This window comes from Stenotrophomonas sp. TD3, assembly GCF_001939825.1.
In the GTDB taxonomy this organism is placed as follows: domain Bacteria; phylum Pseudomonadota; class Gammaproteobacteria; order Xanthomonadales; family Xanthomonadaceae; genus Stenotrophomonas.
In genome coordinates this window covers 106,815-127,654 of record NZ_MOYM01000001.1, presented here as the reverse complement: position 1 = coordinate 127,654, position 20,840 = coordinate 106,815, and the positions used below count along the sequence as shown (strand labels likewise).

21 protein-coding genes are annotated in these 20,840 nt (G+C 68.6%); all 21 read right to left on the bottom strand.

Going from position 1 to position 20,840, the window contains the following annotated elements:
• Complete coding sequence (locus BKE09_RS00585; RefSeq protein ID WP_014037096.1) at positions 1 to 741, bottom strand: flagellar motor protein; 741 nt, start codon at positions 739 to 741, stop codon at positions 1 to 3.
• A gap of 90 nt (positions 742 to 831) precedes the next feature.
• Entirely contained in the window at positions 832 to 2,676 is a 1,845-nt protein-coding gene (locus BKE09_RS00580; RefSeq protein ID WP_075674544.1) for a chemotaxis protein CheA, read from the bottom strand.
• Between the two features lie 2 nt (positions 2,677 to 2,678).
• A complete protein-coding gene (locus BKE09_RS00575; RefSeq protein WP_006442968.1) occupies positions 2,679 to 3,284 on the bottom strand; it encodes a protein phosphatase CheZ in 606 nt (201 codons plus the stop codon).
• Entirely contained in the window at positions 3,284 to 3,676 is a 393-nt protein-coding gene (gene cheY, locus BKE09_RS00570) for a chemotaxis response regulator CheY (RefSeq protein WP_005413247.1), read from the bottom strand. The genes BKE09_RS00575 and cheY overlap by 1 nt, the downstream gene beginning before the upstream one ends.
• 57 nt (positions 3,677 to 3,733) lie before the next feature.
• Positions 3,734 to 4,477, bottom strand: coding sequence for an RNA polymerase sigma factor FliA (locus BKE09_RS00565; RefSeq protein ID WP_075674543.1), 744 nt, complete (start codon positions 4,475 to 4,477; stop codon positions 3,734 to 3,736).
• Entirely contained in the window at positions 4,474 to 5,361 is an 888-nt protein-coding gene (locus BKE09_RS00560; protein WP_005416424.1) for a P-loop NTPase, read from the bottom strand. Before BKE09_RS00560 ends, BKE09_RS00565 begins: the two co-directional genes overlap by 4 nt.
• Positions 5,348 to 6,970, bottom strand: coding sequence for a flagellar biosynthesis protein FlhF (gene flhF / locus BKE09_RS00555; protein WP_075674542.1), 1,623 nt, complete (start codon positions 6,968 to 6,970; stop codon positions 5,348 to 5,350). The genes BKE09_RS00560 and flhF overlap by 14 nt, the downstream gene beginning before the upstream one ends.
• A gap of 145 nt (positions 6,971 to 7,115) precedes the next feature.
• Complete coding sequence (gene flhA, locus BKE09_RS00550) at positions 7,116 to 9,176, bottom strand: flagellar biosynthesis protein FlhA (RefSeq protein ID WP_170871758.1); 2,061 nt, start codon at positions 9,174 to 9,176, stop codon at positions 7,116 to 7,118.
• A 44-nt stretch (positions 9,177 to 9,220) separates the two neighbouring features.
• Complete coding sequence (flhB, locus tag BKE09_RS00545; protein ID WP_014037101.1) at positions 9,221 to 10,351, bottom strand: flagellar biosynthesis protein FlhB; 1,131 nt, start codon at positions 10,349 to 10,351, stop codon at positions 9,221 to 9,223.
• Between the two features lie 133 nt (positions 10,352 to 10,484).
• Positions 10,485 to 12,620 carry a bifunctional diguanylate cyclase/phosphodiesterase gene (locus BKE09_RS00540; RefSeq protein ID WP_075674540.1) on the bottom strand — a complete coding sequence of 712 codons (2,136 nt, stop codon included), beginning with the start codon at positions 12,618 to 12,620 and terminating at the stop codon, positions 10,485 to 10,487.
• Positions 12,621 to 12,788: 168 nt separating this feature from the next.
• Positions 12,789 to 13,580, bottom strand: a complete 792-nt coding sequence (gene fliR, locus BKE09_RS00535) for a flagellar biosynthetic protein FliR (RefSeq protein ID WP_014037103.1) — start codon at positions 13,578 to 13,580, stop codon at positions 12,789 to 12,791.
• Between the two features lie 13 nt (positions 13,581 to 13,593).
• Entirely contained in the window at positions 13,594 to 13,863 is a 270-nt protein-coding gene (locus BKE09_RS00530) for a flagellar biosynthetic protein FliQ (protein ID WP_005413254.1), read from the bottom strand.
• A 59-nt stretch (positions 13,864 to 13,922) separates the two neighbouring features.
• Complete coding sequence (gene fliP / locus BKE09_RS00525) at positions 13,923 to 14,702, bottom strand: flagellar type III secretion system pore protein FliP (RefSeq protein WP_014037104.1); 780 nt, start codon at positions 14,700 to 14,702, stop codon at positions 13,923 to 13,925.
• Position 14,703: 1 nt separating this feature from the next.
• The gene (fliO, locus tag BKE09_RS00520) at positions 14,704 to 15,099 is read right to left on the bottom strand and encodes a flagellar biosynthetic protein FliO (protein ID WP_240502923.1); all 396 of its coding nucleotides are present in this window, start codon (positions 15,097 to 15,099) and stop codon (positions 14,704 to 14,706) included.
• A gap of 20 nt (positions 15,100 to 15,119) precedes the next feature.
• The gene (gene fliN / locus BKE09_RS00515; RefSeq protein WP_075674539.1) at positions 15,120 to 15,455 is read right to left on the bottom strand and encodes a flagellar motor switch protein FliN; all 336 of its coding nucleotides are present in this window, start codon (positions 15,453 to 15,455) and stop codon (positions 15,120 to 15,122) included.
• On the bottom strand, positions 15,452 to 16,456 hold the full coding sequence (gene fliM / locus BKE09_RS00510) for a flagellar motor switch protein FliM (RefSeq protein ID WP_014037106.1): 1,005 nt from the start codon (positions 16,454 to 16,456) through the stop codon (positions 15,452 to 15,454). The genes fliN and fliM overlap by 4 nt, the downstream gene beginning before the upstream one ends.
• Before the next feature lie 10 nt (positions 16,457 to 16,466).
• A complete protein-coding gene (locus BKE09_RS00505; RefSeq protein WP_014037107.1) occupies positions 16,467 to 16,982 on the bottom strand; it encodes a flagellar basal body-associated FliL family protein in 516 nt (171 codons plus the stop codon).
• Between the two features lie 192 nt (positions 16,983 to 17,174).
• Positions 17,175 to 18,347, bottom strand: coding sequence for a flagellar hook-length control protein FliK (locus BKE09_RS00500; protein WP_075674538.1), 1,173 nt, complete (start codon positions 18,345 to 18,347; stop codon positions 17,175 to 17,177).
• Positions 18,347 to 18,814 (bottom strand): flagellar export protein FliJ, encoded by a 468-nt coding sequence (fliJ, locus tag BKE09_RS00495; RefSeq protein WP_005416437.1) that lies wholly within the window; start codon positions 18,812 to 18,814, stop codon positions 18,347 to 18,349. The genes BKE09_RS00500 and fliJ overlap by 1 nt, the downstream gene beginning before the upstream one ends.
• A gap of 3 nt (positions 18,815 to 18,817) precedes the next feature.
• Complete coding sequence (locus BKE09_RS00490; protein ID WP_075674537.1) at positions 18,818 to 20,212, bottom strand: FliI/YscN family ATPase; 1,395 nt, start codon at positions 20,210 to 20,212, stop codon at positions 18,818 to 18,820.
• Positions 20,209 to 20,817, bottom strand: coding sequence for a FliH/SctL family protein (locus BKE09_RS00485; protein ID WP_170871757.1), 609 nt, complete (start codon positions 20,815 to 20,817; stop codon positions 20,209 to 20,211). The genes BKE09_RS00490 and BKE09_RS00485 overlap by 4 nt, the downstream gene beginning before the upstream one ends.
• Between the last annotated feature and the right edge of the window lie 23 nt (positions 20,818 to 20,840).

Below are 20,840 nucleotides of genomic sequence, written 5' to 3'. Positions count from 1 at the left end.
TCAGTGCAGGAAGCCGGAGAGGTTGGTTTCGATGTTGCGCGGGTTCTCGCCCTGGGCGATCGAGATCAGGCCTTCGATGACCATTTCGCGGTCGCGCGTGTTGTGCGAGATCACACTCTTGAGCTTGGCCGAGATCGGCAGGAACAGCAGGTTGGCCGAGGCGATGCCGTAGATCGTTGCGGTGAACGCAGCGGCGATGCCGTGGCCGAGCTTGCTGGGGTCGGCCAGATTCTTCATCACCGCGATCAGGCCGAGCACGGCACCGATGATGCCGAGCGTCGGTGCATAGATGCCCATCGCCTCGAACACCTTGGCACCGGCCTGGTCCTGGTGTTCCTGGCTGCCCAGTTCGATTTCCAGCATGTGCCGCATCGATTCGGGCTCGACACCGTCCACCAGCAGCTGCAGGCCCTTGCGCAGGAAGGGGTCCTGCTGTGCTTCCACCTGCGATTCCAGGCCCAGCAGGCCCTGGCGGCGGGCGATGTTGCTCCACTCGACGATCTGCTGGATCAGTTCGCGACGGTCGCTGTGCGGCGGGCGCACGACCCAGCGCACGATCTTGAACGCATGCTTGAACACCGCCGGCGACGTATGCAGCAGGATCGCGGCCACGGTGCCGACGATGACGATCACGAACGCCGCAGGCGACCACAGGGACGCCAGGCCGGCGCCCTTGAGGATGCTGCCGCCGACCAGCGAGGCCAGGGCGAGAAAGAGTCCAATGAGGCTGAGTCTATCCATGGATCCGGTATCGGCTTGTATGAATGGGACTTGAGACACCGGTACGGGCTACTGGTGCGACTTCACAGTTTTACGGGTTCAGCAAGCGGGTCAGTCGTGCGGGCTGCGCAGGCCGTCCACATCCAGGATCAGCGCCATGCGACCATCGCCGATCAAGGTTGCACCGGCGTAACCGCGCAGGCCGCGCAGGGCTTTCGGCAGTGGCTTGATGACCACTTCCTCGCGCCCGCGCACCTGGTCCACGACCAGGCCGAAGCGCGCTTCGCCGGCCTGCAGCACCACGATGGTCAGCAGGGTCGACGCGGCGGGCGTCACATCCAGCCACTGGCGCAGATCGACCAGTGGCAGCGTGTGCGAACGGCGGTCGAGCACGGCGCGGCCATCGAACCAGCCCAGCGAGGTGCGCGGTGCGTGCAGCACTTCCATCACGCGCGCCAGCGGCAGCGCATAGACGTCCTCGCCGGCCTGCACCAGCAGGGTCGGCAGGATCGCCAGAGTGAGCGGCACGCGGATCAGGAAGCGGCTGCCGCGGCCCAGCTCCGACTGGATCTGGATCTGGCCACTCAGTTCGCGGATGCGCGACTGCACCACGTCCATGCCAACGCCCCGGCCGGAAATATCCGTGACCTGCTGCTTGGTCGAGAAGCCGGGCAGGAACACCAGGTGCAGGCACTCCTCGCTGCTCAGGCGGGCGGCGGCCTCCGGATCGATCAAGCCCTTCTCGCGCGCCTTCGCGCGCAGCTTTTCCGGGTCGATGCCGGCGCCATCGTCCTGCACCTCGATGCTGACGTAGTCACCTTCCTGCTGTGCCGACAGCCGCACATGGCCGATCCGCGGCTTGCCCTGCGCTTCGCGCAGGTCGGGCATTTCCACGCCATGGTCGATGGCGTTGCGGACCAGGTGCACCAGCGGGTCGGCCAGCGCTTCGACCAGGTTGCGATCGAGCTCGGTCTCGGCGCCGATCAGCTCCAGGTCCACTTCCTTCTTCAGCGAGCGGGCGACGTCGCGGGCGACCTTGGGGAAGCGCGAGAACACCTTGCCCACCGGCTGCATGCGGGTGCGCATCACCGCCGACTGCAGGCGCGCGGTGGCGATGTCCAGGGTGGACACGGCGCGGTCCAGCTCCTCGTCGCGCAGGCGCGCACGCAGGGTCTTGAGCCGATTGCGCGACAGCACCAGTTCGCCGATCAGGTTGACGATCGCGTCCAGGCGCTTGGTGTCCACGCGCACGGTGTGTTCGGCTTCGGCCAGCGGTTTGGCGGCCGGCTTGGCCGCCGGTGCCGGTGCGGCCGCCGGGCGCGGGGCAGCGATCGGTGCCGGTGCCACCACAGCTGTGGCCTTGGCGCCGGGTGCGGCGCCGCCGTGCAGCTGGTCGAGCAGGGCTTCGAACTCGTCTTCGCTGATCAGTCCGTCGTCGGCCTTCTTTGCCGGCGCCACCGCGGTCGGTGCGTTGCCGCCGTGCAGCTGGTCGAGCAGGGCCTCGAATTCGTCGTCGGTGATCAGGTCGCCAGCACCGGCCGCCGGTGCGGCGGCAGCGGCGGCGGGCGCGGCGGCGCCGCCATGCACATCGAACTGGGCGATCAGGTCCGGCGGTGCATAACCCGGTTCGGTGCCGGAAGACACGGCGTCCAGCATTGACTGCAGGTAGTCCAGCGATTGCTGGGCAGCGTCGAAGTGGTGGGCCTGCAGCACGGCCTGGCCGGCGCGTGCGGCGCCCAACGCTTCTTCAGCGGCGTGGCACAGCTCGACCATGGCGGTGACGCCAAGGAAGCCGGCGCCGCCCTTGAGCGTGTGGTAACCCCGGAACACCGCGTTGAGCTGTTCGGTGTCCTGCGGTGCCTGCTCCAGCGACACCAGCTGTTCGCCGAGGCGATCCAGGATTTCCTGTGCCTCGATGATGAAATCGGCAGTGATGTCGTCGGATACCGCGCTCATGCTTACAGCCCCAGATCCGACAACAGGTCGTCGGCGTCGTTCTGCGAGACCGCGTGGCGGTCCAGTCCTTTCAGTGCCGGCCCGGCCAGTTCCGGGTCGGTGCGATGCTGTTCCGGCGGCAGGCCGAGTGCGCCGAAGCCTTCGTGCACGCGGCGGACGATGCCGACCACGCGACGGATGATCTGACCGGTCAGGTCCTGGTAGCTCTGGGTCAGGGCGATCTCGGTCAGGTTGTGGCGGATGCGCTCGAGCTGGGCGTCCTGGCCCGGCTGCAGGCCTTCGGCGCGCAGCTGTTCGGTCAGGCTGCGGCACTCCTCGGCCAGGTCCAGGGTACGGTGGGTGGCCTGTTCGGTCATCGCCACCACGTGGTCCAGGCGTGCGCAGGCATCGTCCAGTTCGCCGGCCTCGCTGGGCACGGTCGGCAGTTCACCCAGGGCCTGGCCCAGCTCGCGGGCCAGCCGCGAGAGGCCGCTCATCATCGGCTGCGTGCGCAGCGCGACCAGTCCGTCGATGCGTTGCCGCCACGCGGCTTCGTCACCGGACTCCAGTGCGTCCAGGGCCTCCTGCAGGCGCAGGGCGAGGGCGTTCTTGTCGACCGTGGTATCCATCAGGCGCTGGCCGCCAGGCGTTCGAAGATCTTGCCCAGCTTCTCTTCCAGCGTCTGTGCGGTGAACGGCTTGATGATGTAGCCGTTCACGCCGTTCTGGGCCGCTTCGATGATCTGCTCGCGCTTGGCTTCGGCGGTGACCATCAGCACCGGCAGGGTCTTCAGCTTGGCGTCGGCACGGATCGCCTTGAGCAGCTCGATGCCGGTCATCACCGGCATGTTCCAGTCGGTGACCACGAAGTCGAACGGCTGGCTCTGCAGCAGCGACAGTGCGGCATGCCCGTCCTCGGCTTCGGCGGTGTTGGTGAAGCCCAGATCGCCCAGCAGGTTCTTGACGATTCGACGCATGGTCGAGAAGTCGTCGACGATCAGGATGCGCATGTTCTTGTTCAAAGCAGAGTTCCTTTGTTGTTCATTCCGGGCGGCCGGGGGCAGCCGCCTCGGGGATGTTCATTCTTCGAGGCCAGCGTCGACGGCCTCGAATATCTTCAGCCGGCCGCGCAGGCGCAGCACGGCCTGACCATGGATCTGGCAGACCCGCGACTCGCTCACGCCGAGCACCGCGCCGATCTCCTTCAGGTTCAGTTCCTGCTCGTAGTAGAGCGAGAGCACCAGCTGTTCGCGCTCGGGCAGGTGGCCGATGGCCTTGCCCAGCTCGCGACCGAATTCGCCGCGCTCCAGCACCTGCTGCGGGGTCGGGCCACCCTGGGCGACCGTGTCCAGCTCGCCCTGGTCTTCGATGCGCGATTCCAGGCTCAGCACCTGGCCACGCGCGGCGTCTTCCATCAAGCGCAGATACTCGGGCAGCGGCATCTCCATCGCGGCGGCGACTTCGGTCGCGCTGGCAGCACGACCGCTGCTCTGTTCCAGGCGGCGGATGGTGGCGGCGGCATCACGTGCACGGCGGTGCACCGAGCGCGGCACCCAGTCGCCACGGCGGATCTCGTCGATCATCGAGCCGCGGATGCGGATCGAGGCATAGGTCTCGAACGACGCGCCCTGGTCGGCGTCGTAGCTGCGCGAGGCTTCGATCAGGCCCATCATGCCGGCCTGGATCAGGTCGTCGACTTCGACGCTGGCCGGCAGGCGCGCGGCCAGGTGGTGGGCGATGCGCCGCACCAGGTCCGAGTGCTGGGCGATGACCTCGTTGGCCGCCGAGCGCTGGACTTCCCTGTACTGGGCTGCGCCTTTCATGCGGCCACCCCGCGCTGCTTGAGAATGCGTTCGAGGAAGAACTCGACACCGCCACGCGGTTCGGTCGGTGCCTGCCAGCGTGCGGTGCGGCGCGCGATCTCGGTGATCGCCAGCGCCGAAGGGCTGGACGGATAGGCCTTCACCACCGGCTGCTGGCGCTGCACCGACAGGCGCAGCCAGTCATCCTGCGGCACGCAGCCCAGATAGTTCAGCGAGACATCGGCGAGGAACTTTTCGCAGACGCGGGTCAGCTTCTCGTACAGCACGCGGCCCTCGTTCGGGTCGCGCACCATGTTGGCCACCACCTGGATGCGGTCCACGCCGCGCTCGCGCGACAGCACCTTGATCAGTGCGTAGGCGTCGGTGATCGAAGCCGGCTCATCGCAGACCACCACCACGGTGTCCTGCGCGGCCTGGCAGAAGGTCAGCACGCCGTCGGTGATGCCGGCGGCGGTATCGACCACCATGATGTCCAGCTCGCGTTCCAGTTCGGAGAACACGTTGACCAGGCCGACATGCTCGGCCGGGGCCAGCTCGGCCATGTGCCGGCGGCCGGATGCGGCCGGGACCACCAGCACGCCGTTCGGGCCTTCGACGATGACGTCGTCCAGCGAACAGCGGCCGGCAACCAGGTCGGCCAGCGTAAAGGTGGGGTTCAGCCCCAGGATCACGTCGATGTTGGCCAGGCCAAGGTCGGCGTCCAGCAGCAGCGTGCGCTTGCCCATGCCGGCCAGCGCCACGGCCAGGTTGGCCGACACGTTGGTCTTGCCCACGCCGCCCTTGCCGCCGGTCACGGCAATGGTGCGCACAGGGCCGAGCGGCTCGCTGCGGGTGGCCGACAGCGGGAAGGTCTTGGTCAGCTTGGCGTACTCACGCGACGGCATGGTTCAACTCCGGGTTGCAGGGCATATCGGCCGCTCGGCGCAAATCTTCAAGGCGAAGTACAAGATTGGCTGCACTGGCCCGGTGCAGGTCCTCCGGAACGTCCTGGCCATCGGTCACCCAGGTGATCGGCAGGGCGTGGTCCACGGCCACCGACAGGGCGTTGCCGAAGCGGCCGGTCTCGTCCAGCTTGCTCAGCACCAGGCCCTGCAGGTTGGCCGCGCCGAAGCGGCGCACCACCTCGTCCATGTCGCCGAAGCTGGTGTTGGCCGGCAGCACCAGCAGGGTGCGGACCTGGCGCGCAGCGCGCAGCCACTGCAGCTGGGCGGCCAGGGCACGGTCGCGCGGGCCCAGGCCGGCGGTGTCGATCAGCACCAGCTTGTAGTCCTTCAGGCGCTCCAGCAGCTGGTCCAGGTCGGTGCCGCTGTTGGCCTCGTGCACGGCGATGCCGAGCTGGCGGCCGTAGCCATACAGCTGCTCACGGGCGCCGATGCGGGTGGTGTCGGTGGTGACCAGGGCGACGTCACGCGGTGCGTGCTTCTCGGCGAAGCGCGAGGCCAGCTTGGCGATGGTGGTGGTCTTGCCGGCGCCGGTCGGGCCGACCAGGGCGATCACACCACCTTCTTCCAGCGGGTCGACCGGGGCGATCGGCAGCTTGCGCGAGATCAGCCCCAGCATCAGGCCGCGGCCGCGGTGGGCCTCGGTCTCCAGCGGGATCTGCATGGCCACGTCGCGGGCCAGGCCGGCGTCGAAGCCGTATTCGTCCATCAGGTCCAGCGCGGTGGCGCGCACCGGGCAGCCACGCAGGCGCTCATCGGTGAAGCGGTTCATCTCGCGCTCGATCACCTGGCGCATGCCGGCCACTTCCTGGCGCAGCTGGCGGATCTCGGCGTCGTCCTGGGCGACCACGGTCAGCGTCGGTGCCGGGGCCAGCACGGGGGCCGGGCTGGTCTCGACAGCGGCTTCGACTGCTGCCGGTTCGCTGGCGGCGATCTCGGGCTGTGCATCGGTCACGGCAGCGGTCGGCAGCGGCGGCGGCTGCACGGCCGGGGCCGCGCTTTCGTGATGCGCCTCGTGCGGCGGGTCGATCTGGAAGCGGGCGCGGTTGGCCGGCGTGGCGCTGGCGGGTGTCGGTGCGACGATGGCTTCGGCGAACGGGGCGAAGATCTGTTCCGGCAGCGCCGGTTCGTTGACGGCGGCACGCGCCAGGGTGGCGGCGAAGCCGGTGCTGCCGCGGGTCGGCACGATCTCGTCGGCGCTGTCCAGGGTGCGGCCGGTGGCACCGACGGCGGCGCGGGCGAGGGCGGCGACGGCCGAGGTGGTGGCGGCGACCGGTTCCGGCGCCGGGGTGCTGCTGCGGCGGCGGGTGACGGCGGCGATCACCGCGTCGGCGGCGGTGCGCGGCTTGGGGGCCGGCGGCGGTGCGACGTCACGGCGCGAGGCTTCCAGTGCGCGCTGCACGGCGCTCTCGTCGTAGTTGGCGGCGGCGACGATCTCGATGCCTTCCTCGATCCGGCGGTTGGACAGGATCACGGCGTCAGGACCATGTTCCTTGCGCACCAGGTTCATGGCCGAGCGCATGTCGGCGGCGACGAATCGTTTGATTTTCATGCTGTGGTCACGGGACGAAGACGGCGGGGTGGCGGTCGGAGAACTCGGGTGGTCGGTGGTCTGCACGGTGCGGGTTCCCCTTGGTATCTGTCTGTTGCGTTGGTTCGAAAGTGGTGTCTGTTTTCTGGCGCATCGGAGGGCGGCGTCAGCTGATCGTTCCGACCAGCTTCAGGCGCTTGTCCTCCGGCACCTCGCTGTAGGCCAGGACCGACAGCGACGGAACGCTGTGGCGGACCAGGCGGGCCAGCGCGGCGCGCACCGGGCCAGGTACCAGCACGACCGCGGGCTCGTTGCGGGCTTCCTGCTTGCTGACACATTCGGCCAGGCTCTGGTGCAGTCGCTCAGCGAGTCCGGGTTCCAGCGCGGCGCCGTTGCCCTGCGTGGACTCCTGCAAGACACGTTCCAATTGCGGGTTGAGGGTGAACACCGGCAGCTCCGCCGACATTCCGGCGATCTCCTGCACGATGAAGCGGCCCAGCGCGGTGCGCACGGCGGCGGTCAACACGGCCGGGTCCTGGCTGCTGGGCGCATGTTCGACCAGCGCTTCGGCGATCTTGCGCAGCTGGCGGATCGGAATGCGCTCCACCAGCAGGTTCTGCAGCACGCGCACCACCGCCGACAGCGGCAGCGCCTTCGGCGTCAGATCTTCGACGAGCTTGGGCGCGCTCTTGGCCAGGTTGGCCAGCAGGTGCTGCACTTCTTCGTGGCCGAGCAGTTCCGGCGCGTGCTCGCGGATCAGGTGCGACAGATGGGTGGCGACCACGGTGGCCGGATCGACCACCGTGTAACCCAGCGTTTCGGCCTGGGCGCGCTGGTGCGGCTGGATCCAGGTGGCATCCAGGCCGAACGCGGGGTCCTTGCCGGCGATGCCTTCCAGCGCGCCGAGCGCGCTGCCCGGGTCCAGCGCCAGCTCGCGGTCGGGGTGGATCTCGGCGGTGGCCACCGGCACGCCGTGCACCAGCACGCGGTAGCCATTGGCCGGCAGTTCCAGGTTGTCGCGGATGTGCACCGACGGGATCAGGAAGCCGACGTCCTGGGTCAGCTTGCGCCGCACGCCCTTGATGCGTGCCATCAGTTCGCCGCCCTGGTTGCTGTCCACCAGTGGGATCAGCCGGTAGCCGACCTCCAGGCCCAGCGGATCGACCGGGCGCAGTTCGTCCCAGCTCAGTTCGGCGGTCGGTGCGGGTGCGGCCGGGCGGCCGAGCGCGTTGAGCGCGGCAGCATCGGTGCCAGCGCCCGCCGCATCGGCAGCCGGGGCCTTGCCCTTGCGGTACACCTTCCAGGCGATGAAGCCGAGGATCGCGGACAGCGTCAGGAAAGCGACGTTGGGCATGCCCGGCACCAGGCCGACCACGCCGATGATGCCGGCGGTGATCGCCAGCGCTCGGTACTGGCCGAACACCTGGCCGGTCATGGCCTGGGCCATGTCCTGCGAGCGCGAGGCGCGGGTGACCAGCATGGCCACGGCACTGGAGACCAGCAGGGCCGGCAGCTGCGCCACCAGGCCGTCACCGATCGACAGCAGGGTGTAGGTGGCAGCGGCTTCGCCGAACGGCATGCCATGCTGCAGCACGCCCACGGCCAGGCCGCCGAGCATGTTGATGAACAGGATCAGGATGCCGGCGATTGCATCACCGCGGATGAACTTGCTGGCACCGTCCATCGCACCGTAGAAGTCGGCTTCCTCGCGGACCTCCTCGCGGCGCAGCTTGGCTTCTTCACGCGTCAGCAAACCGGCGTTGAGGTCGGCGTCGATCGCCATCTGCTTGCCGGGCATCGCGTCGAGGATGAAGCGTGCGGTCACTTCCGAGACGCGGCCGGCGCCCTTGGTGATGACCACGAAGTTGATGATGGTCAGGATGGCGAACACCACGATGCCAACCGCGTAGTTGCCGCCGATCACGAACTCGCCGAAGGCGGCGATGACCTTGCCCGCGGCGTCGTGGCCGTTCTGGCCGTTCAGCAGGATCACGCGGGTGGAGGCCACGTTCAGCGCCAGCCGCAGCATGGTGGTGATCAGCAGCACGATCGGGAAGATGGTGAAGTCCAGCGGGCGCTTCACGTAGACCACCGCCAGCAGCACCATCAGCGAGATGGCGATGTTGAAGGTGAACAGCGCATCGAGCACCGGCGCGGCCAGCGGCACTACGACCATGGCCAGCAGGGCCAGCACGATCAGCGGTGCGCCAAGGCCCTGGCGGATCATTTCCAGGGCGCGGCGGGTGTTGAAACCGGCGGAGGGCTGGGCGCTCACGGGCGGCCTCCCTTGCCGAATTCATCCACCTGGATGTGCGGGGCGTCCGGCATCGGGCCAGTGCGCCAGGCGCGCAGCTGGTAGACGTAGGACAGGACCTGGGCGACGGCCGAATACAGTCTCACGGGGATTTCCTTTCCGAGTTGGCCTTCCCGATACAAGGCGCGTGCCAAAGGCGGGGCGGAGACGATCGCCACCTTGTTGCCGTCGGCCACTTCACGGATGCGCAGGGCGGTCTCGTCCACGCCCAGGGCGACCACGGTGGGGGCGTTCATGGCGCCGCCCTCGTACTTCAGGGCCACCGCGTAGTGGGTGGGGTTGACCACCACCACGTCGGCCGTGGGCACCGCTTCCATCATCCGGCGGTTGGCCATCTGCTGCTGCAGCTGGCGGATGCGGCCCTTCACCTCGGGGCTGCCCTCGCTTTCCTTCATCTCCCGGCGCAGCTCTTCACGGGTCATCTTCAGCTTGCGCATCCAGTTCCAGCGCTGGTACGGGGCATCGATGGCAGCCAGCACCAGCATCGCGCCGGCGGTGGCCAGCAGCAGGCGCAGGGTGAAGCCTAGGCCGTCGGTGATGGCGGTCTCCAGCGGGTGGTGGATCAGCCCGCGCAGGGTGTCGAAGCCGGTCCACACCACAAGCCCAGCGGCCACGCCGACGAAGGCCACGCGCAGCAGCGATTTGGTGAACTCGGCGATGGCTTCCGGGCCATACAGGCGCTTGAGCCCGCTCATCGGGTTCATGCGGTTGATGTCGGGCAGGAGGGCTTTCTGCGACCAGCGCAGGCCACCCATCACCAGCGGTGCGACAAAGCTGGCCAGCAGGCAGACCAGCACCAGCGGTGCGATCACCAGCATGAACTGCAGCAGCAGGTCGCCGAAGTGGCCGAACAGTTCCTTCGGGTTCTGCCGCAGGCTCTGTTCCGGGCTGAGCGCGTGCTTCATCCAGGCCGTGGCGCCACGGCCGATCGAGCCGCTCATGGCCATCACCGCCAGCACGCCGGCGCCGAACACGGCGGCGGTGCCAAGTTCGCGCGAACGCGGCAGGTTGCCCTGTTCACGGGCATCGCGCAGGCGTTTTTCGGTAGGTTGTTCGGTCTTTTCGCCGGCGGATTCGTTCTCGGACATCACGGGCACTGCGGCAGGGGATGCCGGGGTGCGTGCAAGAAGTGTTCCGTGATGGATTCATGTGCCAACCAAGGTTGGCACCCACCAGAGCAGGCACCGGTAGCTATGCCGTGGCCGGCGGGCGCGGGCTCGGCTACAGGGGTGCGTTGTCGCTGGGCGGCGGGCTCTGTGCCAGCTCCACCCGCGGCCGGGGCAGGTCGTGCAGCTGCATGAAGCGCGCCGCGTCGACCGGGCGGCCGAGCAGGTAGCCCTGCAGGAAGTCGCAGCCCAGGCGCTCCAGGTAGGCGCGTTGGGCTGCGGTCTCCACGCCCTCGGCCACGATGTCCATGTCGAGCGCATGGCCCAGTGCCACGATCGCCGAGACGATCACAACGTCCTCGGCGCTGTGTTCCAGGTCGCGCACGAACGCATGGTCGATCTTGATCTCGGTGGCCGGCAGCCGCTTCAGGTACAGCAGGCTGGAATAGCCGGTTCCGAAATCATCGATGGAGATGCCCACGCCCAGCGCCGACAGCGCCTGCAGCAGGCGAAGGCTGGTGTCGGTGTCGCGCATCACCGTGCTTTCGGTGATCTCCAGCACCAGGTGGCGCGGGGGGATGCCATGGCGCTCGATCACCTCGCGCACATCGTGCAGCAGGTGCGGCGAGCTGAACTGCACCGGCGACAGGTTCACCGACATCGACCAGCCGTCGTGCCCGGCGTCGTGCCAGCGCCGCAGCTGCTGGCAGGCCTGGTCCAGCGCCCAGCGCCCGATCTCGTTGATCGCACCGCTGCGCTCGGCCAGGCGGATGAAGCGGTCGGGGGGAATCAGGCCGTGTTCCGGATGGCGCCAGCGGATCAGCGCCTCGGCGCCGGCCACCTTCTGCGTGGCCACGCGGATCTTCGGTTGATAGTGCAGGAACAACTGCTCGCTGCCGATGGCGCGGCGCAGGTCGGCCAGCAGCCGGAACTGCTGCTCGGCACTGTCGTTCATCCAGTCGGCGAACAGCACGAAGGCGTTGCGTCCGGATTCCTTGGCCTGGTACATCGCTGCATCGGCGAAGGCCATCAGCTGGCGCTCGCTGGCGGCGTGGTCCGGGCAGATCGCCACGCCGATGCTGGCGGTCACCTGCAGTTCGTTGTCCGGCAGCAATGGGCCGCTGCCCACGGCCTGCAGGATGCGACGGGCCAGGGTCGGCAGGTCCTCGTCGTGCTCGATGCGCACCACCAGCACGAACTCGTCGCCGCCCAGCCGTGCCAGCAGGTCGTGCGGGCGCAGCAGCTGGCGGGTGCGTTCGGCCACCGCCACCAGCAGCGCATCACCGGCCTGATGGCCATAGGCATCATTGACCTGCTTGAAGCCGTCCAGGTCCATGAACATCACCGCGAAGCGGTTGCCGCCTTGTTCGGCCTCGGCCAGCGCCTGCACGATGCGCCGCTGCAGCAGCAGGCGGTTGGGCAGGCGGGTGAGCGGATCATGCAGCGCGGCCTGGGTCAGTTCCTGCTGGGCATCGGTCAACGAGGTGCTCAGCATCGAATTGCGCAGCCGCAGCAGTTGCGCCTCCACGCGCTGGTCCAGCCATGAGACCACCAGCACCACGGCCAGGATCGCCACGGTCAGCACCACCACCAGCATTGCCAGCCACTCGTTCTGCAGTCCATCGCCGACCGCCGCACCGCAGATGCTGCCTTCCGGGAAGCGCGCGGCGGCCATGCCGGTGTAGTGCATGCCGACGATGGCCAGGCCGAGCAGGCCCGCCGCCGCCAGGCGATCACCGATGCGGGTGCGCTGCGCGCGCAGGCGGAACGCCACGTACAGCGCAGTCCAGGAGGCGGCCACCGCCACCATCAGCGAGAACAGCAGCCAACCCGGGTCGTAGTCGATACCCGGCTGCATGCGCATGGCCGCCATGCCGACGTAATGCATGCCGGCGATGCCGGTGCCCATCAGCAGGGCGCCGCCGGCCAGCCGCGGGTGGGGCAGGGTGCGCAGCGAGACCAGCCACAGCGCGAACACCGATGAGGCGATGGCCAGCGCAAGCGAGAGCAGGGTGATGGGAAGGTCGTAGCCCAATGGAATGGGCAGGTCGAAGGCCAGCATGCCGATGAAGTGCATCGACCAGATGCCCAGGCCCATGGCGAAGCCGCCCCCCAGGCGCCACCACCAGGCCGCGCCCCTGCCCGGGGCGGTCACCGTGCGCCCGGCCATCGCCAGCGCGGTGTATGAAGCCATCACGGCGACCAGCAGCGAGATCGCCACCAGCCACGGGTTGTACGTGCCTACCAGCATTCGTCAGTCTCCCGGACCTGCCTGTCGACGGAAACCACGGTGGGGCATGCATGAGGCAGGCCGACGCGGAACCGCGCCGGCCAGGTGCGGCGTCCCCCCTGGACGCCACGCATTCACTCTAACGCGCAGACCGGGGGGGACTTCAAGCGGCAATACGTGATGATCGGGTCAGTGTGTGACCGCGTCCGCAGCCTGGAAGGCGGCGTCGAACAGGCGCTGTACCGGCGGCCCCATTTCCCCGGCCAGCAGGGCCAGCAGGAACAGGCCCAGCAGCAGCGAGACCGGCAGGCCCAGCTGGATCGGATTCAGTGCCGGCGCGGCACGGGCGAGCACGCCGAAGGCCAGGTTCACTGCCAGCATCGCCACGGTCAGCGGAATGGCCAGCGTCAGTGCGCCACGCAGCACGGTCAGCAGGAAGGTCGGGGCGATGCTGAAGAAGGCGTGCGGGTCCGGCAAGGGGGCGCCGATCGGCAGTGCGCGGTAGCTGTCCACCAGCAGCGAGATCAATGCCAGGTGGCCGTTGGCGGTGAAGAACAGCAGGCCGAACAGCAGGTAGAACCACTGGCCGATCACACCCGACGTGCCACCGCGCAGCGGATCGCTCATCTGCGCGAAGGCCAGGCCGGTGCCCTGGGCGATCAGTTCGCCGGCCATCGCGCCGGCTTCGAACACCAGCCGCAGCATGAAGCCGATGGATACGCCGATGGCCAGTTCGCGGGCGATGGTCAGTACGGTGGCAGCGTCGAAGCCGGTCCAGTCCGGTACCGGTGGCAGCAGCGGCGCCAGTGCAATGGCCAGGGTGCCGGCCAGTACTACGCGCACCCGCGACGGTACCGCGCGGGTACCGACCATGGGCATGGCCATGGCCACCGCACCGATGCGCAGCATGGTCCACAGCACGGTGCCGATCATGCCGAAGGCCTGAAGGCCGTCGGCAGCCATCTGGGTGGCGGCGTCCATCGAAGCGCGTGTCCTAGCCGATCAGGTGCGGAATGCGCTGGAACAGCAGCGTGGTGAATTCAACCAGGTGGCCGATCAGCAGGCTGCCCAGCGCGAACAGCACCGCGGTCAGCGCCGCCGCCTTGGCGACGAAGGCGATGGTCGGTTCATTGAGCTGGGTCGCGGCCTGCACGACACCGACCACCACGCCCACCACCAGCACGGTGAGCAGCAGCGGGCCAGCCACCCACAGCACGGTGATCAGGCCGCCACGCAATTCGGTCAAGGCAAGTTCGGGAGACATTCGGGTTCCATCTGCGTATGTAGAGTCGAGCCATGCTCGACTGCGCTTTACGGGGGATATCAGGCGGGGTTGAAGCTGGCCGCCAACGTGCCGACCGTCAGCACCCAGCCATCCACCAGCACGAACAGCAGGATCTTGAACGGTGCCGACACCAGCATCGGCGACAGCATCATCATGCCCATCGACATCAGCACGCTGGCCACCACCAGGTCGATGATCACGAACGGGATGAAGATCAGGAAGCCGATCTCGAAAGCGGTCTTCAGTTCGCTGGTGACGAACGAGGCAACCAGCACCGGGAACGGGATCGCATCGGGGCTGGCGTAGGTGCCGTGCCCGGCGATGCCGGCGAAGGTCATCAGGTCGGTCTCGCGGATCTGCGCCAGCATGAACCCGCGCAGCGGCTGCGTGGTCAATGTCCAGGCGGTCTGGAAGTCGATGTCACCGTTGAGATAGGGCGCCATGCCCGTGCTCCACGCCTTGTCCCAGGTCGGCATCATCACCATCGCGGTGAGGAACAGGGCCAGGCCCAGCAGCACCTGGTTGGACGGCGTCTGGCCGGTACCCAGTGCCTGGCGCAGCAGGCCCAGCACGATGATGATGCGGGTGAACGAGGTCAGCACCAGCAGCATCGACGGGATCAGGGTGATCGCGGTCATCAGCAGCAGGGTCTGCAGCGGCAGGCTGACCGGCGCACCGCCGATCTTGCCGACGTTGATGTCCGGCAGCGGGGTGGTCGGCGCGCCGGGTGCGGCGAATGCCAGCGCCGGCAACAGGCACAGGGCAAGCAACAGCAGCCACGGCATCAGGGTGGCAGGACGGGTACGGGTGACACGCATGTCAGGGATCCTTGCGCAGCCGCTGCTGCAGCAGCTGGGCGAAATTCGGCAGGTTCTTGAAGTCCGGCACGCGCACCGGTGCCGGCGGCGGCAGCGGTTCGGGCAGGGTATGCAGGGTATTGATGCCGCCGGCGGTGACGCCCAGCAGCAGTTGCTGGCCGTTGACCTCCACCACCACCACGCGCTCCTTGGCGCCGACGCTGAGGCTGGCCACCAGCTTCATGCCTTCGGCCGGGCGGAAGCCGCTGCCGGGCATGCGCTTGAGCAGCCAGCCCAGGCCGATCACCAGCGCCAGCACCGCCAGCAACGCCAGCACCGCACCGAACAGGCTGGGTGCAGCGGCCGCGTGCTGGCCGATATGCGGGCCGATCGGCGCGGCGGTCTTGCCGACCGCCAGCAGGGTGGAGGCCAGCAGGCTCAACGCAGTCTCCGGATCCGCTCGCTCGGGCTGACCACGTCGGTCAGGCGCACGCCGAAGCGGTCATTGATCACCACCACTTCGCCGTGGGCGATCAGGGTGCCGTTGACGAACACGTCCAGCGATTCGCCGGCACCGCGCTCCAGTTCCACCACCGAACCCTGGTTGAGCTGCAGCAGGTTGCGGATCGGCAGGCGGGCACGACCGACTTCCAGCGACAGGGTCACCGGCACGTCGAGGATCACGTCCAGGTTCAGGTCCGGACCGTTCGCCTCATCGGCCTGCAGGCTGCTGAACTGGGCCGGGGTCGGTTCGAGGGCGTCGATTTCGTTCATTGCGGGTCTTCCTGGATGACGGGTACGCGCGGGCGGGTGCCCGGCGGATGGGTAGCGGTGATCTTCACGGCGTTCATGCCGTTGGCGATGCCGAACTCGCCGGTGAATACCGGGATGTTCTCCACGCATAGCGGCACCTGCGGGCTCAGGTCGATCGGCAGGATGTCGCCGACCTTCAGCTGGGTCAGGTCGCGCAGGGTCATGCGCTTGCTGGCCAGTACGCTGGACAGGGTGACTTCGGCGATGTTGAGCTGTTCACGCAGGGTCTTGCCCCAGCTCTCGTCGCGGTCGTTGCGGTCGCTCTGGATGCCGGCGTCGAGCAGTTCGCGGATCGGTTCCAGCATCGAGTACGGCAGGGTGACGTGGATGTCGCCGCCGCCACCGTCGAGCTCGACGTGCAGGCGGCACACCACCACGTATTCGCGCGGCGTCACGATGTTGGCGAAATGCGGGTTGATCTCCGAGTTGATGTACTCGAAGTCGACGTCCATCACCGGTGCCCACGCTTCGCGCAGGTCGGCGAAGGTCTGCTTCAGCAGCAGGTGGATCACCCGCATTTCGGTGGCCGTGAATTCGCGGCCTTCGATGCGGGTGGGGTAGCGCCCGTCGCCGCCGAAGAAGTTGTCGACGATGGCGAACACCAGGGTCGGCTCGAACACGATCAGGCCGGTGCCACGCAGTGGCTTGAAGCGGATCAGGTTCAGGTTGGTCGGTACATACAGCGAGTGCATGTAGTCGTTGAACTTGATCAGCTCGATGCCGCGCACCGACAGCTCGGCCGAGCGGCGGATCAGGTTGAACAGGCCGATCCGCCACAGGCGCGCGAAGCGCTCGTGGACCATTTCCAGGGTCGGCATGCGACCACGGATGATGCGGTCCTGGCTGGCGAAGTCGTACGAACGCGCTTCGCCTGACGGGGGTTCCGCATCGGTCTCGACCGCGCCACTGTCCACGCCGTGGAGCAGGGCATCGATCTCGTCCTGGGACAACAGATCATTCATCGGTGGGCCCTTACTGGGTCACGAAGCTGGTGAACAGCAGGTCGTCGGCGCCGTTGCTGCCGGTCTCGGCCTTGAGCACTTTCTGCACCTCGGCCAGCGAATCGGCCTGCAGCTTCTGCTTGCCGGCGACATCGGCGATCTGGTCCGGGCTGACCTGCGAGAACAGCATCAGCAGGCGCGCGCGGATGGCCGGGGCATGGGTCTTGATCGCTTCCAGCGCGGCCGGGTCGCGGGTCATCAGCTGCACTTCCAGCTGCAGGTAGCGCGGGCCGTCCACCGGGCCGTTGAGGTTGACCACGAACGCCGGGTCCAGCGCGAAGTACTGTGCCGGGGCCGGGGTGGCGCTCTTCTTGGGCGCCTGCGCGGTCTTCTCTTCGTGCTTGGACTGGGTGAAGAACCACACGCCGCCACCAGCGGCAGCGGCGGCCAGTACGGCCACCAGTGCGGTGATCAGGATCGGACTACGCGGCTTGGCGGCCTTGTCCTTCTCGGCGGTCTTCTTGGTTTTGTCAGCGGCTGCGGCCACGGGGTGAAGCTCCTGAGGGTTGCTTCACCGGGATATGCAAGGGGTGTGCCGAAGGCGGGGCAGAGGGGTGCGACGGAATTCCGTCGGGGTGGCGGTGGGGCCGTGCGCAGCGAGCTCCGCACCCACCAACGTGTTACGGGTGGGTGCCGAGCGTCCCGCTCTGGTGGGTGCCAACCTTGGTTGGCACATCTGTCAGGCGTACGCGTCCAACAAGCCGCGCTGGCGGATCAACTGCGCGGACGACACGCTGGCGTCGCCCGGCGACGGTTCTCCGTCACCGGCCATGCTGCCGCCGCCGGCCTGGCCCGACGCATTGCCGTCACCACCGGGCGCCTGGTGGCCAACATCGGCATGAGCCAGCTGGAAGCCCTGTTCGCCCAGCAGCTCGCGCAGGCGCGGCAGGCTGCTTTCCAGTGCCTGGCGCACGTCCACGTGCGGGCTGCTGAAGCTGGCGTGCACCTTGTCGCCGTTCAACTGCAGGCGGACATCCACCGGGCCCATGTCGTCCGGGCTCAGGCGGATGTGGGCGTGGCCGATCTTCTGGTCGGCCAGCCAGCCCAGGCGCGCACCGATGGCCTGATCGAAACCATCGTCACCCAGCACGGGCTTCGGCGTGGGTTCGCCATTGAAGATCGCATTGCCGGTGGACAGCGCGGCCTTCAGGTCCTGTACGGCGGCGGCTGCCGGTGCATGCAGCAGCGGCGCACTGGCGCGGTCGCCGAGGGCGGCCACGTCGCTGCCTTCGCCACGCTCGCTGCGCTTGCCGGGCAGGATCGTCTCCGGCAGTGGCAGTGCGGTGGCGTCGTCAGCGCTGGTCGCCGTCGGTTTGCTGTCGGCCGCCAGCGGGGCTGCGGTTGCCGCTGCCGGCGCGGCCGCAGGCAGTGTCGGAGTCGCGGCGGCGGTAGTGGGCAGCGCCGTACCGTCGCTGGTCAGTGATGGTGCAGCGGTGCCCGGCAGAGCGGCGGCCGGATCGGCAGGCGTCGGCATCGCCAGCACCAGGCCGGCCAGGCCGAGCGGTGGCCACGGGGCGTCCTCGGTCGCGGCGGGCTTGTCCTTGTCGGTACCGGGTCCAGCCGGGATCACGGCAACAGGCGGTAGCGTCGGCGTTTCAGCGCTTGCCGCTTCGGCGTCCGCGCTGCGTTCGCCCGGTGCCTGGCCATTGCTGTCGGCGGTCGATGGCTGGCCAGGCGTGGAGGGCGTCTGCGTCGGCGTCGTGGCGCTGCCGGAAGGCGCCGGCGCGGAGGGCGCACCGCCCTGCAGCAGCTGGCTGAAGTCCTTTCCGCCTTCGCTGCGCGAGGCGCGCGCGGCACTGTTGCTGGTGGCGGGCGTGGCCGTGTTGGCGCTGCTGGCGAGCGGGGCGGGCATCACGAGCGGCCTCCCTGCTCGGCGCCGTCCTGGTCCTCGGCCTGCACCAGGCGCGCGCGCCGCGCACCAATGTCGTCCATCTCGCGCTGGTCGCGGCGGTCGGTCACCACCTTTTCCTGCGCGCGGTAGCTGGCGGCCAGCTGCTCCAGCACCGCCTTGTCACGGCTGGCCAGGATCAGGCGGGCGCGCTCGGCCTCCACCTTTTCGCGGTTGCCGTTGACCGTGGCCTGCTGCTGTTCGACCGCACTGTCCAGGCGATCAAGGAAGGCCCGGCGGTTCAGCAGCTGCGCCGGGCTGGTCGCCGCCATCTGTGCGTTGGCGTACTCCTCGGCATAGCGGCGCAGTTCGTCCAGTCGCGATAGATGGGTGTCGAGCACGCGCTGGCGTTCGGCCAGGTCGCGGGCGACCGCGTCCTCGTGTTCCTGGGCCCGCTTGAGCAGGGGATCGATGCGCTTGGACTGGTTCATGGCTTAACTCTCTTGTTCCACCAGGCGCTGCAGCGCCGCCTGGCTGTGCGGGAGATCTGCGGCCTTGGCAACGTCCTGGCCGAGGAACTCCATGATTTCCGGCCAGCGTTCCAGGGCTTCGTCGGTGGCCGCGTCGTTACCACGCTGGTAGGCACCGATCGCGATCAGGTCACGGTTGGCCGAGTAGGCCGAGACCAGTCGCTTCAACTTGCGGATGCGCAGGCGCCACGGTTCGTCGGCGATTTCCGTGACCACGCGGCTGACCGACGATTCAACATCGATGGCCGGGTACAGGCCGCTGTCGGCCACGCGGCGCGAGAGCAGGATGTGGCCATCGAGGATCGCGCGTGCAGCGTCGGCGATCGGATCCTGCGGGTCATCGCCTTCGGTCAGCACCGTGTAGAACGCGGTGATCGAGCCGCGGCCCTTGGCACCGTTGCCGGCGCGTTCGACCAGCGCCGGCAGCTTGGCGAACACCGACGGCGGGTAGCCGCGGGTGGTCGGTGGTTCGCCGACCGACAGGCCGATCTCGCGCTGCGCCTGGGCGAAGCGGGTCAGCGAGTCCATCAGCAGCAGCACGTTCAGGCCCTGGTCGCGGAACCACTCGGCGATGGCGGTGGCACGGTAGGCACCGTGCAGGCGCGCCAGCGGCGGCCGGTCGGCGGGGCTGGCGACCACCACGGCGCGGCGCAGGCCTTCCTCGCCCAGCGTGGTCTCGACGAAATCGCGGACTTCGCGGCCACGTTCACCGATCAGGCCGACCACGATCACGTCGGCGGCGGTGTAGCGGGTCATCATGCCCAGCAGCGTCGACTTGCCGACGCCGGAACCGGCGAACAGGCCGACACGCTGGCCGCGGCCGATCGGCAGCAGCGCGTTGATCGCGCGCACGCCCACGTCCAGTGGCTGGGTGATCGGTTCACGCGCCAGCGGATTGATTGAGACGCCGGCCATGCCGACATGCCCTTCGGCGCGGATCGGGCCCTTGCCATCCAGCGGCACGCCGTCGCTGTCGATGACGCGGCCGAGCAGGCCTTCGCCCACTTCGACGCCACCACGTCGCGCCGACGGTACCACCCGCGCGTTGGGCAGCAGGCCGTGCAGTTCGGCGCTGGGCATCAGGTAGGTGCGCTCGCCGGCGAAGCCGACCACTTCGGCATCGACCCAGCCACCATCGACCACTTCCACCTTGCAGCTGGCGCCCAGCGGCGCCTCGCAGCCGACGGCTTCCAGGGTGAGCCCGACCGCGCGGCGCAGCACGCCCTCGCGGATCAGGCCGCGACCATGCGCGGTGTCCACGCGCAGGCCGTCCAGGCGGCTGGCGAGGCGCAGGTTGCGGGCCACGGCCCAGTCGGCCGCTGGCGCCGGTTGCTTCGCGGCTTGCGATTCCGGGCTCATGCGCCTGCTCCAGTCTGGCGGATCACCGCGTCCAGCGCGCCGCGCAGGCGGGCTTCCAGGGTGCCGTCGATGCGTACCGCTTCAGCGTGCACGCGCAGGTCGCCACGGCTGAGGCTGGTATCGGGTACCAGACGCTGCGCCGGCGACAGGTTCAGCAGCGGGGCGAGGGCGGCGATGTCATCCGGGTGCAGCCGCACTTCCACCTCGCGGGTGCTGCCGCCGACCGCGTCGATCGCTTCACCGACCAGCTGTGCCAGCAATGCCGGCTCGGCTTCGTAGGCGCGCCCGACCAGCGCGCCGGCGATGCGCACGGCGAGTTCGCCGAGTGCGCCGACCACTTCGTTCTCCAGCCGCACCAGTGGCCGGCTGAAGTTATCGAGGATGCCCTCGATCTGCGCGGCGAGGCGACGCACCTCGGCCTGGCCCTGGCCGTAGCCGTCGGCATGGCCCTGGTCGAACCCTTCCTTCTCGGCGCTGTCCTGGATCGCCTGGATCTCTTCCAGGGTGGGCAGCTGCAGCGGCGGCTCCGGTTCGTGTTCCGGGTCCGGCTCGGTGAGTTCGAACGCATCCTCCTGCTCCAGCACCGGTTCGGGCTGGGCCAGCAGGTCCGGGGCAAGCCAGCGCACGA